At 52.5% G+C, this 14,077-nt stretch carries 13 protein-coding genes; 10 read left to right on the top strand and 3 right to left on the bottom strand.

The genetic code is table 11. From position 1 onward, the window contains the following. Positions 1 to 97: 97 nt before the first annotated feature. Positions 98 to 1,159 (top strand): tRNA (adenosine(37)-N6)-threonylcarbamoyltransferase complex transferase subunit TsaD, encoded by a 1,062-nt coding sequence (gene tsaD / locus HC248_RS10910; protein ID WP_168922499.1) that lies wholly within the window; start codon positions 98 to 100, stop codon positions 1,157 to 1,159. Positions 1,160 to 1,350: 191 nt separating this feature from the next. Here the strand turns inward: tsaD and HC248_RS10905 are convergent, their stop codons facing one another. Continuing rightward, positions 1,351 to 1,746 carry an Hsp20/alpha crystallin family protein gene (locus HC248_RS10905; protein WP_168922498.1) on the bottom strand — a complete coding sequence of 132 codons (396 nt, stop codon included), beginning with the start codon at positions 1,744 to 1,746 and terminating at the stop codon, positions 1,351 to 1,353. A 230-nt stretch (positions 1,747 to 1,976) separates the two neighbouring features. Here HC248_RS10905 and HC248_RS10900 point away from each other — a divergent pair, with 230 nt between their 5' ends. Next, the gene (locus tag HC248_RS10900) at positions 1,977 to 3,245 is read left to right on the top strand and encodes a branched-chain amino acid ABC transporter substrate-binding protein (RefSeq protein ID WP_168922497.1); all 1,269 of its coding nucleotides are present in this window, start codon (positions 1,977 to 1,979) and stop codon (positions 3,243 to 3,245) included. Positions 3,246 to 3,308: 63 nt separating this feature from the next. Here HC248_RS10900 and HC248_RS10895 read toward each other — a convergent pair whose 3' ends face one another. Both HC248_RS10895 and HC248_RS10890 read right to left on the bottom strand, forming a co-directional pair. Next, a complete protein-coding gene (locus tag HC248_RS10895) occupies positions 3,309 to 4,568 on the bottom strand; it encodes a D-amino acid dehydrogenase (RefSeq protein WP_168922496.1) in 1,260 nt (419 codons plus the stop codon). Positions 4,569 to 4,706: 138 nt separating this feature from the next. Next, positions 4,707 to 6,062 carry an amidase gene (locus HC248_RS10890; RefSeq protein WP_168922495.1) on the bottom strand — a complete coding sequence of 452 codons (1,356 nt, stop codon included), beginning with the start codon at positions 6,060 to 6,062 and terminating at the stop codon, positions 4,707 to 4,709. 206 nt (positions 6,063 to 6,268) lie between these two features. Between HC248_RS10890 and rpsB the strand changes: the two genes are divergently transcribed. The 8 genes from rpsB to rseP all read left to right on the top strand — a co-directional run bounded on the left by rpsB (position 6,269) and on the right by rseP (position 14,037). Beyond that, positions 6,269 to 7,015: a 30S ribosomal protein S2 gene (rpsB, locus tag HC248_RS10885; RefSeq protein WP_168922494.1), complete on the top strand. Its 747-nt coding sequence runs from the start codon at positions 6,269 to 6,271 to the stop codon at positions 7,013 to 7,015. A gap of 174 nt (positions 7,016 to 7,189) precedes the next feature. Then, on the top strand, positions 7,190 to 8,104 hold the full coding sequence (gene tsf / locus HC248_RS10880) for a translation elongation factor Ts (RefSeq protein ID WP_168922493.1): 915 nt from the start codon (positions 7,190 to 7,192) through the stop codon (positions 8,102 to 8,104). A 172-nt stretch (positions 8,105 to 8,276) separates the two neighbouring features. After that, complete coding sequence (gene pyrH / locus HC248_RS10875) at positions 8,277 to 8,987, top strand: UMP kinase (RefSeq protein WP_168922492.1); 711 nt, start codon at positions 8,277 to 8,279, stop codon at positions 8,985 to 8,987. Positions 8,988 to 9,078: 91 nt separating this feature from the next. Continuing rightward, a complete protein-coding gene (gene frr / locus HC248_RS10870) occupies positions 9,079 to 9,639 on the top strand; it encodes a ribosome recycling factor (protein ID WP_168922491.1) in 561 nt (186 codons plus the stop codon). Positions 9,640 to 9,696: 57 nt separating this feature from the next. Continuing rightward, positions 9,697 to 10,419: a polyprenyl diphosphate synthase gene (uppS, locus tag HC248_RS10865; protein ID WP_168922490.1), complete on the top strand. Its 723-nt coding sequence runs from the start codon at positions 9,697 to 9,699 to the stop codon at positions 10,417 to 10,419. Further along, positions 10,419 to 11,267, top strand: coding sequence for a phosphatidate cytidylyltransferase (locus HC248_RS10860; protein ID WP_168922489.1), 849 nt, complete (start codon positions 10,419 to 10,421; stop codon positions 11,265 to 11,267). The genes uppS and HC248_RS10860 overlap by 1 nt, the downstream gene beginning before the upstream one ends. Positions 11,268 to 11,423: 156 nt before the next feature. Continuing rightward, entirely contained in the window at positions 11,424 to 12,611 is a 1,188-nt protein-coding gene (gene ispC, locus HC248_RS10855; RefSeq protein WP_168922488.1) for a 1-deoxy-D-xylulose-5-phosphate reductoisomerase, read from the top strand. A 1-nt stretch (position 12,612) separates the two neighbouring features. Then, a complete protein-coding gene (gene rseP, locus HC248_RS10850; protein ID WP_168922487.1) occupies positions 12,613 to 14,037 on the top strand; it encodes an RIP metalloprotease RseP in 1,425 nt (474 codons plus the stop codon). Positions 14,038 to 14,077: the final 40 nt, after the last annotated feature.

The raw sequence follows: 14,077 nt of genomic DNA, 5'->3' as shown, positions 1-14,077 counted from the left end.
GATTCTAAGTCGACAGCTTTTTGAAATTTAGCCAAGCAATTGACTGCTCTTGGCACCGAGTCGCCGCAACTGATCACGCGCGCCTTACACTAAGCACATGATTGTTCTGGGATTTGAATCAAGTTGTGATGAAACCGGCGTGGCGCTGGTTGATGCCGCAGGCCATGCTATTCCGCGGCTACTCTCGCACGCGCTGCATAGCCAAATTGCCATGCACCAAGCTTATGGAGGCGTTGTGCCCGAGCTGGCTAGCCGTGACCACATACGCCGTGCATTACCACTGACCGAGTACGTTATTAAACAGTCCAACCTAACATTGGCCGATGTGGATGTGGTGGCCTACACCCGCGGCCCCGGTCTTGCTGGTGCTTTGTTAGTGGGTGCCGGCGTGGCCTGTGCGCTGGCAGCGGCTTTGGGCAAACCGGCCATGGGCGTGCATCATTTAGAAGGCCATTTGCTGTCTCCTTTTTTAAGCCAAGATCCGCCAGAGTTCCCCTTTGTGGCGTTGTTGGTCTCAGGTGGGCATACCCAGTTGATGCGTGTTGATGCGGTTGGCTCTTACGCGCTACTGGGTGAGAGCATTGACGATGCGGCGGGCGAGGCCTTTGATAAATCCGCCAAGCTGTTGGGATTGCCCTATCCGGGCGGTCCGCATTTGGCAAAACTCGCCGAGCAGGGCGATGCCAAGGCATTTAATTTACCGCGTCCTTTGATGCACAGTGGCGACCTTAATTTTTCCTTCTCAGGTTTGAAAACCGCAGTGCTCACGCAAGCGAAAAAACTCGGTGATCAGCTGGAAAACCGCAAAGCGGATTTAGCCGCTTCGACGCAAGCGGCAATTGTCGAAGTACTGCTTAAAAAAGCCATGAGCGCTATGACTTTGACGGGTCTCAAACGCTTGGTTGTCGCCGGCGGCGTGGGTGCTAATGCCGATTTGCGTAATCAGTTAAATGCCGCCTGTGCCAAGCGCGGTATACGCGTTCATTACCCAGAGCTGCATTTGTGCACAGACAACGGCGCGATGATTGCATTGGCCGCTGGTATGCGTTTGCAAGCTGGACTAGAAGCACTAGACGGCGCTTATAGTTTTGACGTTAAGCCGCGTTGGAGCTTGGCAGAACTCGGCGCCAAATCACTGCCAAGCGCTGGCGCTGCTTAAAGCCTTTGATAAAGCGCTTTTGCTGACTTTCTATTGTCTGCGGTTTGAGAAGGTGGTGATTGATTGATAGCGATTAGCGCTTCAAGATGAGTGTTAAAGCTGGGATGGAAGTTCTTAAAATCTAGTCACGTATTAAAAGTTGGGCAATAAAAAAAGCGCCGTTCAGCGCTTTTTTTATTTAAATATAGGTATTAGTTAATGTCTAGTTTTACGACTTTGTTTGCCAAAACTTGCTTACCCAAGCTTAGCGTCAACACACCATTTTCAAGCTTTGCGCTGCTGTTTTGTGCATTAATTTCAGTGGGAAATCGATAAGCTGTATTGAGCTTTCGCGGTGCGTCGGCATTGCTGCTAATGCGAACCACATCGGCTTCTATGGCAATAGCAATTTGCTCTCGGGTCAGTCCTGGCACGTCCAAGACTAGTTTGAAAATGTTGTCTTCTTCATCCGCGCTAGCGGGTTTGGGAATTTCTTGTTTTAAGACTGAAAAAGTACTTTCAAGAAAGGCTTGCAATGCGGCGTTATCCAACGCTGCGGATGCATGGAGGGACTGGCGTGAAGGACGGTTGGTGATTGAATAAAACATAGTAACTCCTGAGGAAAAATAAAGTAAAAAAGGTCGATACACCTACACTTTGCGGCACTCACAGTAATTGCCGCATTCTCATCAGTTAGTCACAGGCGATAAATTTTCAAGGACTTTTTTAGATGTATATTTTTTCAGACGGGCTCTTGAAACAAGTCCTTGCAGGCCTTACTAAGGGCTTGCGTAAACCGTTTATTTCGCGCTTGCGTCACCCTTCAATTCATCACTTTATGCCCGCAAGCGTTGCGGTTTTTCTCTTCGGCTTGGTTGTCAATATTGCGGCAGCGCAAAACGCGCCTGCTGTGGTGGCTCGGCCACCGCTTCGCATCGCTTTAATCGAGAGCATGTCAGGTCCGTTTGCTAATACTGGTGAAGCGGTGTTTAAAAATCTGGTCTGGGCTAGCGAGCGGATAAATGCACGCGGTGGCGTGTTGCTGCCAGACGGTGCGCGCAACTTAGTTGTGGAGCGTTACGACAGCAAAGGTCAGAACGAAGAGGCATTGGTCGCTTTGCGTTCTGCTATTGACGACGGTATTCATGTGGTGGCCCAAGGCAATTCATCGGCAACCGCATTGGTGTTGATAGATGCGATTAATAAACACAATCAGCGCGAACCTTCAAAGCGAGTGATTTTTCTAAACTACGCCGCAGTCGATCCAGCTCTTACCAACGAGAAATGCAGTTACTGGCATTTTCGTTTTGATGCCCATGCTGATATGCGCATGGCCGCGCTGATGGATGTTCTTAAAGATGATAAAAGCCTGAAAAATATTTATCTCATCGGCCAAGATTACAGCTTTGGTCAGGCGGTGCTGAGACAAGCGCGTAGTGAGTTGGCGGCTTTGCGTCCAGACGTAAAAATTGTCGGTGATGAGTTGCACGCTATGGGCCGAGTTAAAGACTTCATTCCCTATGCAGTCAAGATCAAGGCCAGCGGCGCTCAAGCGGTTTTAACGGGTAATTGGGGTAATGATTTAACGCTGTTGATTAAGGCCGCGCGTGAAGTGGGTTATGAGGGCAAGTTCTACACTTTCTACGGCAATGCGTTGGGTGCGCCGGCCGCTATTGGCAATGCGGGTGTTGGCAAAGTGTTAGCGGTAGCCGAGTGGTTCCCCAACGTTGCTGGCGCGCAATCACAGGCTTTTTATCAATCTTTTCGCCAGCGTTTTCCCAAACCCGAGGACGATTATGTGCATATGCGCATGCAACTGATGATTGAGGCGCTGGCGCAAAGTGTAGAGAAAGCTGGCAGCTTAGAAGCTGGCGCAATTGCCGCACAGATGGAGCGAGCGGTGGTCTCTTTAGCCGGTCGACAAGGCACTATGCGCGCGTCTGACCATCAGTTTCAGCAACCCTTGGAAGTCGCATTAATGGGTAAACAGGGCGCGCCCGGAATTGCGTTTGATGTGGAGGGCTCGGGCTATGGTTTTGCGGTTGTCAAGAGCATACCGGCTTCGCGTGCTGAGCAAGCTAGCAGCTGCAAAATGATTCGGCCCTAATGGATACTTTTTTTAGGTCTGCCTCAATACTTGACTTGAGTGGGCTCATTTATCAGGTGTCGGTCAAAGCAGTCGACTGACGCCCAAGCCGTCCATGTCTATAGCGGTTTCGCGGGAGTCAATCATGTCGGCGAGGGCGCGCGCACTGCCACAACTCAGTGTCCAGCCACTGGCACCATGGCCTATGTTCAGCCACAGCCCGGTCAAACCGCTGGCGCCCACGATAGGTGGGCCATCCGGCAACATCGGGCGTGCGCCTTTCCATTCTTGAATACTGCTGCTACTGCTTAGGTGTGCTGCAGCGCCTGGAAACCAATCGTACAAAACCTTGTAAAGCGTTTGCAGTGAAGCAGTTTTGTGTTTGTCGATTGAGCCGCCTAGCTCAAACGTGCCAGCTACGCGCACGCGTTTACCAAGCCGTGAGATTGCAACTTTGTAATGCTCGTCCATTAGCGCACTAACTGGTGCGTTGAGCGGTTCGCGAATCGAGGCGCTAACCGAGTAACCGTAAACCGCTGCGAGCGGAATTTTTATACCTAATGGCCGCAACAGCCGGGCTGAATCTGCACCAGCGCACAGCACTATTTGGTCAAACACTCTGGGTGCGTTTTCGCCGCTGATGAAAACATTCACTGGCTTGCCGCTGCTAATGCTGCTCACGCTGGTAGAAAATTCAAATTTAACACCCATGCTCTGGGCTTTATTTTTTAGCATCAGTGCAAACTGGCGACAATTGCTGACCTCGTCATTAGGTAAATAAATAGCGCCTTCTAAGTGCGTGTCTGGATTGAGGGCCGGCTCTTTGATGCGCATTTGCGCGGCGCTCAGTTGCTCAAACGGCACTTGTGCATCTCGCAGGACTTGCAAACTCGGCTCTATTTGGCGCATGTCTTTTTCGCTACGCAGCAGCACGCTGTAACCCAAGCTGCTGTCGTATTCGAAACTATGCTGCTGGCTGATGTCGTGCAGCCGGTCGCGGCTGTAAAACGCTAGTCTGAGCATGCGCGCACGGTTTAGGTTGTAGGTCTCTGGCTTGCAAGCGCGCATCCACTTCCAAGCCCAGCCGATTTCGCTAAACGTCAGCGGCAGGCTTAGGCGAAGCGGCGCGTGTTGGCTAAATAACTGACTGGCGATCTTCCACGGCATGCCAGGCGCTGCCCAAGGTGTGACGTATGCGGGGGCAATTACGCCGGCGTTAGCAAAGCTGCCTTCTTCTGCGGCTGCACTGCGGCGTTCAAACACGGTGACTTGATGACCGTTGACAGCGAGCTCGTAAGCGCTGGTGATGCCTATGATTCCTGCACCAATGACGGCGATTTTCATTGGTAGTGATCCGCTGTGTGTCTTTTCAAATCGCGTTTAAAAATCAGCTGTAGCATGTTTGTAGTTTTTGTAAAAGACCTGCGGGCGCGCAAAAAAAATGGCCTAAGCGGCCAAATTATTTTTTCGGTGGGGCAGATTTTAGCTTGCTGGCACAAGTGCTGCTTCGACTTGCAGAGCAATTGACAAAAGTGCATCGTCACGTAGCGCGCCATGCCACAGCATGAGTCCCACTGGCAGTTGCTCTGCGTTATGGCAGGGCAGGGAAATGGCGCAACCGTCCAGCATATTGACCGCCGAAGTGTTGCGCAGCATCAGGCTGTTGACCCGAAAAAATTCTGCGTCATCGTGCTGTACGCTGGCAATACTAGGGGCTACCACCGCTACGGTTGGCGAGATTACGGCGTCAAAGCCGGCCATGCCGGTTTGCATGCGTGCAATCCAGTCTTTGCGAGCATTCAGCAAGTCTATGTAGTCGGCAGCGCTCATGCTGGCACCACGAAGTATGCGTATGGACACGCGCGGATCGTATTCGGCTTGGCGTGCCGCTATAAGCTGCCGGTGCCAAGCATAGCTTTCGGCAGCTGACAAACCACCGCTGGCATTAATACCGGCTAGCTCGCTGAGTTCTTTCATCGCCACTTCTTCGATTTGCGCGCCGGCTTGCCTGAGCAAGCGCAGGCCACGTTCAAACCCGGCTGCAACCGTTGGGTCAAGCGCGTCTTGCATCAAGCAGCTGGCGATGGCGAAGCGGCATTGACTCAGCGGTTTGGCGTTTGGCTTGAGGTCTTGTGCGGCCAGTATTTGGTGCAGCGTGATCGAGTCGCGAACCGAACGCGTTATTGCACCAACTGTATCCATGCTGCTTGATAAGGGCACAGCGCCATGTGTCGGCACTAATCTAGCGGTGCTTTTAAAGCCCACCAAGCCGCATAAGGCGGCAGGTATGCGCAAAGATCCACCGGTGTCTGAGCCTAGCGCAGCGAACGCTGCACCGCTGGCAACCGATACTGCCGCGCCAGAGGAAGAGCCGCCGGGTATGCGGGCGACATGCGGATCGGCCGGATTGACTGGTGTGCCGAAATGCGGATTAAGGCCTATGCCGGAGAATGCAAACTCCACCATATTCGTGCGACCGGCGAGCAGGGCGCCTGCCGCTCGCAGTCTAGCGACTGCTGGGCAGTCTTTACTAGCTGCTGGTTTGTCGCTCAACACGGTGGATCCAGCAGTTGTGACTTGGCCGGCAACATCAAACAAGTCTTTAATTGATATCGGCAGGCCAGCTAGGGGGAGTTGCTGCAACCTCGGATTAACTTGGTAGGACGGCGCTGCGTTAGGTATGAACACGTGGTCGCAAGCGGTGCTCGCAACGATTCCGGCGGCGCTTTGCATAATCTCGTCTTGGCTGAGTCGTCCTGCTTGCAGCTGTGTTCTGGCGGCGTAAATATCCAGTGTGTGTAGCGGCTTTGCAGCGGGATTTGTCTGTGCTTGGTTCATGTAAATCTGTTGCCTGTATTGGGGGTCAATGCCGGATTGGGCTCACTTCGGATGCTATACTCTGATGGCTTGACGAAATAAATTTTTTCTTTTATCAAGCAAATCGCAAATCAACCACAAAAGGTGTCGCACCACGGCTTTCGAAAAAATCTCAGGCAGTACGTGTGATAAGCGTTGATTTTAGACACAACCTTAGGAGTATTCTTATGTCGACAACTATGCGTGAAATGTTGGAAGCTGGCGTTCATTTCGGACACCAAACCCGCTTCTGGGACCCAAAAATGGCTCCGTACATTTTCGGTCACCGCAACCGTATTCACATCATCAACCTCGAAAAGTCGTTGCCGATGTATCAAGCGGCGATGAAGTTCGTTAAACAACTCGCAGCAAACAACGGCACTATTTTGATGGTTGGCACCAAGCGCCAAGCACGCGAAATCGTCGCTATGGAAGCCGCTCGTGCTGGCATGCCATTCGTTGATCAGCGCTGGTTGGGCGGTATGCTCACCAACTTCAAGACCGTCAAGACTTCTATCAAGCGCTTGAAGGAAATGAAAGCCCAGCAAGAAGCTGGTCTGGACACCATCAACAAAAAAGAACAGCTCACTTTCAAGCGTGAAATTGAAAAGCTGGAAAAAGACATTGGCGGCATTCAGGATATGGGCGCTTTGCCAGACGCGATCTTCGTGATTGACGTCGGCTTCCACAAAATTGCCATCCTCGAAGCCAAGAAACTCGGCATCCCACTGATTGGCGTGGTTGATACCAACCATTCACCACTCGGTATCGATTACGTGATCCCAGGTAATGATGACTCATCCAAAGCTGTTGCACTGTATGCACGCGGCATTGCTGACGCCATTATCGAAGGCCGCGCAAGCGCCGGTAATGAAGTCGTTCGTGCAGTGCCAGCTGATGGCGCTGACGAATTCGTGGAAGTAGCAGCCGCTTAAGTTTGCGCTGCGGCTTTACGCCAGACGCGAAAAAGGGGCTCGCGTAGCCCCTTTTTTTTGCAAAGAAAATCAACACGTTGCCCAAATACAGGGCCGTGTAAGTGCAGCGGTCTTACCGGCCGGGCGCAATGTGTCAGTAAGTCAACACGACAAACGGAGAAATACAAAATGGCAATGGCAATAACTGCAAGCATGGTCGCTGAACTTCGCGCCAAGACCGACGCTCCCATGATGGAGTGCAAAAAAGCACTCACCGAAGCTGAAGGTAACTTTGAAAAAGCGGAAGAAATTTTGCGCGTCAAACTCGGCAACAAAGCGGGTAAAGCATCGTCCCGCGTGACCGCCGAAGGCGTTGTCGCTTATCACGCTGAAGCCGGCGTTGGCGCATTGGTTGAGATCAATTGCGAAACCGACTTTGTGACCAAAAACGACAGCTTTTTGGCATTCACCGACGCAGTGGCAAAAGGCATTGTTGCTCACAATCCAGCTGATTTGGCTGCGATTGGCGCTATGCCATTAAGCCTCGATGGCTTTGGTCCTACGATTGAAGATGTGCGCCGCGGCCTGATCGGCAAGATTGGCGAGAACATGACGGTGCGCCGTTTCCAGCGTTTCGCTAACAGCCAACTCGCCTCTTACTTACATGGCACGCGCATTGGCGTCGTCGTTGAGTTCGACGGTGAAGAAGCGGCTGCTAAAGACGTTGCTATGCACGTCGCTGCGATGAAGCCAGTATCACTGTCTAGCGATCAAGTGCCCGCTGAATTAGTGGCTCGTGAGCGTTCAGTTGCTGCTGCTAAAGCTGCAGAAGACGCAAACAAAGCGGTTGCTGAAGGCAAATCGGTTCAGTCACCAGAAATCGTTGCCAAGCGCATCGAAGGCGGCGTTGCCAAATACCTCAAAGAAGTTAGCTTGCACAACCAAGTTTTTGTCAAAAACGACAAGCAAACTGTAGAGCAAATGCTCAAGGAAAAAGCCACGACGGTTAAGTCCTTTACGCTTTATGTTGTCGGTGAAGGCATTGAGAAGAAGGTTGACGATTTCGCTGGCGAAGTAGCTGCTCAAATCGCTGCTGCAAAAGCTGCTTAAATTAAAGTCGTTACGAGCCAACTTCAGTCGATCAACATCGCCTGAAGTTGCCTAAATCTGATGAGTGCGTAGCGCCAAACTTTGGCTGCCAAGCACTGTCTCAGCTAGTTACACCGCTCTGCCGCAAGGCCGCAATCACCACACCCTAACTCATCCCAAGAAAGACTCAATCATGCCAGCCTACAAGCGAATCTTGTTAAAACTGTCAGGTGAGTCCTTGATGGGAGACGATGCCTTTGGCATTAACCGTGCAACCATTGTTCGCATAGTCGAGGAAATCGCTGAAGTCACCCGCCTAGGTGTGCAAATGGCGGTGGTGATTGGCGGTGGTAATATTTTTCGCGGCGTTGCTGGCGGCTCCGTCGGTATGGACCGCGCTACCGCTGACTACATGGGCATGTTGGCCACGGTGATGAACGCCTTGGCTTTGGGCGACACCATGGATAAAGCTGGACTGACACCGCGTGTGATGTCCGCTATCGGCATTGAGCGTGTCGTCGAACCCTATGTGCGTCCCAAGGCTTTGCAATACCTGGAAGAGGGCAAGGTCGTTATCTTTGCCGCAGGTACTGGCAATCCCTTTTTTACCACCGACACGGCTGCCGCACTGCGCGGTGCTGAAATTGGTGCTGAAATCGTGCTCAAGGCGACTAAAGTTGATGGCGTTTATTCTGCTGATCCGCAGAAAGATCCTTTAGCGACTCGCTTTACCAGCATCACCTTTAACGAGGCAATGGGCCGCAATCTCGAAGTCATGGACGCCACCGCTTTTGCGCTGCTACGCGACCAAAAACTGCCCTTGAAGGTGTTCAGCATCTTTAAACACGGCGCGCTAAAGCGCGTAGTGATGGGCGAAGATGAAGGCACACTGGTCTACGTCTGAGAGCCAGAGATTTAAGAGTCTGCTAATTTTTATTCAGGCTTACTTCTTGCCAATCAACACGGCCAATACGCTGTAATACGGAGTTTTAATCATGAGCATTATCGAAATAAAACAAAACGCTGACTTGAAAATGCAGCAGTCAATAGATGCGTTTAAAAACAGTCTGACCAAAATTCGCACCGGCCGCGCCAGCCCGGGTTTGTTAGACACCGTGCATGTCGACTACTACGGCTCCATGCTGCCTATCAGCCAAGTCGCTAACGTATCCATGCTGGACTCGCGCACGATTGGTGTGACGCCGTGGGAAAAAGGCATGGGCGCGAAAATTGAAAAAGCTATTCGTGATTCCGACTTAGGTCTGAACCCAGCGTCTCAAGGTGAACTCATTCGCGTACCCATGCCAGCCATGAGCGAAGAGCGCCGCAAAGAGTTGACCAAAGTAGTGCGTGCCGAAGGCGAGCATGCAAAAGTTGCTATCCGCAATCTGCGCCGCGATGCCAACGAGCAGCTTAAAAAGCTGGTGAAAGACAAACTTGCGTCTGAGGACGACGAGCGCCGCTCGATAGATGAAGTGCAAAAATCTACCGACCGTTTCATCACCGATGTTGACAAACTGGTTGTCGGCAAAGTACAAGACTTGATGTCCGTCTAAGCATGAAGCTGTGGCTGGCTTACTTCTTGTGCCGTGCTTTGCATACTGAGCGAGTACATGGCAAAGCTTGAAACCAAAGCGGTGCCGCAGCATATCGCTGTTGTGATGGATGGCAATGGCCGCTGGGCAACCAAGCGGTTTTTGCCACGTGTGGCCGGCCACAAACAAGGCGTGACTTCGCTCAGTCGCTGCGTTCAAGCTTGTATAGACCGTGGCGTAGCTGTGCTGACGGTGTTTGCGTTTTCATCCGAGAACTGGAACAGACCGCAAGAGGAAGTATCCGGTTTGATGGAATTACTGGTTTTATCGTTGGCCGGAGAAGTGCCGCGTATGAAAGCCAACGGTGTGCGTTTGCATTTTATTGGCGACCTCAAACGGCTTTCAACGAAGATGCAAACCGGTCTTGCCAATGCAGAGGCCTCAACAGCCGACAACACACGATTGATTCTTAACGTTTGCTTTAACTACGGCGGGCGTTGGGATATCGCACAAGCGGCGCAAAAAGTAGCCAGCAGCGGCCAACCTATTACTGAGATGGCTCTTGACCGTGCCATGGCACTAGCCCACGTACCCGACCCCGATTTACTCATTCGCACCGGCGGCGAGCTGCGCATAAGTAATTTCTTGTTGTGGCAAACCGCTTACACCGAATTTCATTTCTCCGATAAGCTTTGGCCTGACTTTGATGCCGCAGCGCTAGACGAGGCGATTGCTGTGTTTTGCAATCGTGAGCGTCGTTTCGGTAAGACCTCCGAACAAATCACCTCAAAGGTAGCTTGATGCTTAAGCAACGCGTGATCACCGCTATTGTTTTGTTGGCTATTTTGTTGCCAGCACTTTTTTATCCTTCCCCCTATGTTTTTGCTTCTGTTGCGCTGGTGTTAATCGCGGCAGGTGCATGGGAATGGGGCAAGCTCAACGGCTGCAGTCAACCGGTATCTTTACTTTTGGGTGCTATCTGCGTGGCAATGTGCGCGCTGTCTTGGCGCGCCGGCCTGATCGCCATGTCACTGCCCTTGCTGTGGACGCTTGCTGGATCGGCTTGGGTGCTCTTAGGTGCTTGGTTGTTGCGCCAAGGCGTGGCTGGTTGGTCGCGCATTCCGCGGGTCTTGCGCTTGGCTGGCGGTTTGCTCGCTTTATGGCTGGCTTGGCTGGCGATTGCTCAGGCTAGGCTGATGGGCGTGAATTTTTTACTCTCAGTGCTGACTCTGGTTTGGGTTGCCGATATTGGTGCTTACTTTGCAGGACGCGCTTTTGGCGGGCGCTTTAGTCAATCCAAATTAGCTGCAACAATCAGTCCAGGCAAAAGCTGGGAAGGTGTTTGGGGCGGTATGGCTGGAGTGCTGGTGCTGGGCTTGGCTTGGACTACGTTAGATACTTATATGCCCGCAGTGGCCAGTAGTTTTTACAGCCGCCTGCTCAGTCAACATGGCTTGATCGTGCTGCTGTTAGCCATGCTCTTTATGACCGCAATGAGCGTTGTGGGTGATTTGTTTGAATCGCTGGTCAAGCGTAGCGCCGGTGCAAAAGATTCCAGTGGTCTGCTACCCGGACATGGTGGCGTTCTTGATCGAGTAGATGCGCTGCTGCCAGCCCTACCGCTGGCTATGATGCTGGCGTCGCTGTAAGCCCATTTAACGGCTAAACCTGCAACGTAGACAAAAAACGGTTTCAATAAGCGCTTAATGAGTGATTCATAAGACGCTTTAAAAGGTCACTTTTATCAACGGTTTTTACGAACGCTTAGACACAATGACTTGCCCAACCCTGCGTCCAATAACTTCATGACTTTTTTAAAGCAGCGCCTGACTATTCTCGGCTCCACTGGCTCTGTCGGCGTTAATACGTTGGACGTCGTGTCTGCCCATCCCGACCGCTTTGAAGTGTTTGCTTTGAGTGCCGCGACTCAGGTCGATGTGATCTTTGCCCAGTGCCAGCGTTTTTCGCCGCGTTTTGCTGTGATGGTTTATGCGCCGCAGGCCAAGCAGTTGGCTGAGAAAATCAAGCAAGCCGGTTTGAAGACGATTGTGTTGTCGTCTGCTGCAGACCTTGAGATGATTGCCTCGCATGAGGAGGTCGACAGCGTCATGGCTGCCATTGTCGGCGCTGCTGGACTCAAGCCCTGCATGGCGGCTGCCAAAGCTGGCAAGCGCTTGCTTTTGGCGAATAAAGAGGCGCTGGTAGTCGGAGGCGAGCTTTTTATGCAGGCGGTCAAAGATGGCGGCGCGCAGTTGCTGCCGATTGACAGCGAGCATTCGGCCATTTTTCAGTCTTTGCCAGAAGACCCAGAGGCTTGGGCGCAACGGGTTGAAAAAATCATACTTACCGCTTCCGGTGGTCCGTTTCGCACACTAGACATCGCTTCGCTCAGACACGTCACGCCGGACCAAGCCTGCGCCCACCCGAACTGGGTCATGGGACGCAAAATATCTGTCGACTCGGCGACCATGATGAATAAGGCGTTAGAAGTGATTGAAGCGAAATATTTGTTTCGCCTAGAGCCGACGCAAATTGAGGTGGTGATTCACCCGCAAAGCGTGATTCATTCCATGGTTCAGTATTTAGACACCTCAGTCGTAGCGCAACTCGGCACACCCGACATGCGGGTACCGATTGCCTTCGGCCTGGCATGGCCGCACCGGATTGCTTCGGGCGCAAAAGCGCTTGATTTTCGTGCCATGGCCGATATGACATTTGAAGAGCCAGACCATGCGCGCTTTCCCGGCTTGCAATTAGCTTGGGAAGTGCTTGCAGCCCCAAGCGGCAGCACCGCCATACTCAATGCGGCTAACGAAGTGGCGGTTGCGGCTTTTCTGGCTGGACGCATTCGCTTTGACCAGATTCATTTCGTCAATCGTTCCACGCTAGACGCGGTGGTGCTGACCGAGCCCGGCAGCTTGGCTGATTTAATCGGGCTAGATTTGCAGTCCCGCTCGGCGGCCGAACAAATCGCTAAACAACTGGAGGTTTGAGATGCTGATGACGCTACTTGCATTTGTGGTTGCGCTGGGTGTGCTGATTGCGGTGCACGAGTACGGCCACTACCGTATGGCGGTTGCCTGCGGTATCAAGGTGCTGAAATTTTCTATCGGGTTTGGCAAACCCATTTTTACCTGGCGCCTGAAGGGCAAACCAACTGAGTTCGCTATTGGCATGCTGCCGCTGGGTGGCTATGTGCGCATGCTCGATGAGCGTGAAGGCGCAGTCGATCCGGCTGAGCGGCATTTGGCTTTTAACAACCAACCGCTGCGCTCCCGCGCCGCTGTGGTGGCGGCTGGTCCAATCGCCAACTTGCTACTGGCCATACTGCTATTTGCCTCGGTGAATTGGGCCGGCATGCAAGAGCCGAGAGCTTTGTTAGCCAGTCCTGTCGCCGGTTCTGTTGCCGAGCGTGCTGGCTTGCGTGGCCAAGAACTGGTGTTACAAGCCGGCTATGTGGGCGAACCCATGGTGGCTCTTAAATCCTTTGATGACTTGCGCTGGCGCCTGATGCAGGGCGCGCTGGGTAAGCGTGACCTGCGTTTAGGTTTGGCCAGCGACAAGGCCTCTGCTGCCGCTCTAGATGGCGCACCGACGGGTTCTACTGCGGATGGAAATGCCGCTGAGCCAGTGCGCGAAGTTGTGCTCAAACTCTCTGATATCTCTTCTGCTGAGGCTGACGCGACCATGTTTCGCGAAATTGGCATCATCAGCCCTTGGACCGCACCCGTGATCGGTCAGATTCAAGCCGGCAGTGCGGCTGAAAAAGCCGGCCTGCAAAATGGTGATGTCGTACGCAGCGTTGGCGGCACAGCAATTGTTGATGCCCAACAATTGCGTGAGCGTATTCGCAGTAATTTGCAGCCCAGCGGTCAGCCTATGACTCAAACTTGGCAGTTGCTGCGTAATGGTCAAGACTTGGCTTTAGCTGTGACGCCGGCTTTGCTGACCTTAGACAAAACCAGCGTTGGCCGGATTGGTGCTTTCGTGGGTGCGCAGCCGCAGTTTGTCACCGTGCGCTACGGTCCATTAGACGGTGTATGGCAGGGCGCTGTGCGGACTTGGCAGGTGTCTGTGCTGAGTTTGAAGATGATGGGCAAGATGATCATAGGTCAGGCCTCTATCAAAAATCTGAGTGGCCCGTTGACTATTGCTGACTACGCGGGTAAGTCAGCCAGCCAAGGATGGAGTGCATACATCGTATTTCTAGCGCTAATTAGCGTTAGTTTGGGTGTTCTTAATTTACTCCCGCTACCGGTTTTGGACGGTGGGCACCTGATGTATTATCTTTGGGAAGCCGTCACCGGTCGTTCTGTCTCCGAAGCTTGGATGGACAAGTTGCAACGTGGTGGCGTTGCAATACTGCTGATGATGATGTCCGTAGCCATGTTTAACGATGTCGTCAGGCTCTTTGGCTAGTGCTTAAAGACTAGAAAACTGACTGACAAGTGCTTATTTC

This window comes from Polaromonas vacuolata (assembly GCF_012584515.1).
Classification (GTDB): Bacteria; Pseudomonadota; Gammaproteobacteria; order Burkholderiales; family Burkholderiaceae_C; genus Polaromonas; species Polaromonas vacuolata.
This window is presented reverse-complemented; position numbering and strand designations above follow the sequence as displayed.